At 51.6% G+C, this 1,800-nt stretch carries 1 protein-coding gene; it reads left to right on the forward strand.

Annotation, left to right across the window (positions count from 1 at the left end; genetic code table 11):
* Window positions 1–147 precede the first annotated feature (147 nt).
* On the forward strand, window positions 148–1,758 hold the full coding sequence (locus ACT6Y9_RS10755; RefSeq protein ID WP_443744526.1) for an AAA family ATPase: 1,611 nt from the start codon (window positions 148–150) through the stop codon (window positions 1,756–1,758).
* Window positions 1,759–1,800 lie beyond the last annotated feature (42 nt).

A 1,800-nucleotide genomic window follows, 5' to 3' on the forward strand; every position in this document is an offset into this window, starting at 1 on the left:
CCGCCCGTTTGCGCTTTGGAGGTCTGAGCGGAGGCGTCTGGGAGGGAGCCTCAGGGCACCGCAGCATGAGGCGTCTCCGTCAAGGCTCGGATGCCATAATATCCAAAGAAAGATTTCCCCGGACCTGACGATCCTGAATGCCGTTCCATGATGCAGTATTTGAGCCTCTACAACTCGCAGTTTGCCAGTATTCGCGAATTGAACAGAATCTACGTCGACAAGACGGATCTTGTCTACGAATTGGCGAAGCCTGAGGCGGGACGATGGTACTTTCTCTCCCGCCCGCGCCGCTTTGGGAAATCGTTGTTGATTTCCACATTTGCCGAACTTTTCAGGAACGGACTGAAGAATTTCACAGGGCTGAAGATCGCTGATCTCTGGCGGGATCAGACCTGCAAGGTGCTGCACCTCGATTTTTCCTTGATGTCGACGGCAAGGTCGGCCAAGGAGTTTTTGGAGCGGTTTGATTCATTGATGACTGTCGCCTGCAGGCAGGCTGAATTGAATTATGAACGCATGGAGGGGCTTGACGTTCAGGATCGGTTGGGGCTCCTTTTAGGGTCGCTGCCGAACAGCAGTCTTGCGATTTTGATTGATGAATACGATGCGCCGCTCGTCGCCAATATGAACGATCCGGATTCATTCGCCGACATGTGCCGGGGCTATTCCGCGATATTCCAGCAGATCAAGAGCTTCCAAGGGGCGGTGAGATTCTTTTTCATGACGGGAGTCGTCAAGATCAGCCTGACGGGTATTTTTTCCGGATTCAACAATATTCAGGATATTTCCTTGAAAAGGAAGTATGGAACGCTGCTGGGCTATACGGAAAAGGAAGTCGAGACGTATTTCTCCGAGTATCTGGACAATGCAGCTGATGTTCGGGGGATGAGCCGTCGTGAAGTGCTCGACCGTCTAAGGGAGAATTATGATGGATACTGTTTTGATGAGGCAGTTTCAACGCATGTCTATGCACCCTGGTCCGTAATGTCCTTTTTGAGCGCGCCGGAGGATGGATTCAAGTGCTATTGGTACGATTCCGCCGGCAAGCCGAGTGTTCTGGTGAACTTTTTGAAGCGGCACGGGGTGTTTGACTTCAAGAGGTTGGACGAGGAGGTTCGGTTGGAAATGTCGGAGCTCGGAGCGGTGCATGGGCTTTCGGATATGAATGCGGATGCCATTCTTTTCCAGTCCGGTTATTTGACGTTCAAGAAGGTGATCGGAAACTACGCTCTCCTCGACTACCCGAATAAAGAAGTCCGTCGGTCAATGGAGGATGTCTGCCGTTCGCTCATCATTGGCAACGATATGATGAATCGAATTTGTTTCGACGGGATCATCAAACCCTTGCGCATGGGGGAGGTGGATGTTGTCGTACGGTTTTTTAATGAGCTGATGAGCGGAGCGGACTATACCGATGCTCAGCAAATTTCATCCGAAGGAATTTGCCGCTTCTGCATTTATTTGAGTTTGAGAGGATTGGGCCTGGAACCTCGGCCTGAAATGCACAATGCTTATGGCCGAAGTGATTTGGAGCTTGATGTAGGAAACAAGCGTTGGGTGTTCGAGTTTAAGTTTGCGGCCAAAAAATCCGAAGTGGACAAAAAACTCGCGGAGGCGGCGCATCAGATGGAGGCGCGCCATTATGGGGAAGCTCGTTTGGGGAGCCGGGAGCTGATCCGGGTTGCATTGGTTTATTGCGCAGAGACCAGACGCTTTTCGTCGCAGAAGTTGCCGCAATCCGTTCGAATACCGGAATAAAGAACGTATGAAAAGCGAGCGGGCCGCACCTTGTGCTCGGTG

Origin of the sequence: Sutterella sp. (assembly GCF_052272535.1) — a bacterium.
In the GTDB taxonomy this organism is placed as follows: domain Bacteria; phylum Pseudomonadota; class Gammaproteobacteria; order Burkholderiales; family Burkholderiaceae_F; genus Sutterella.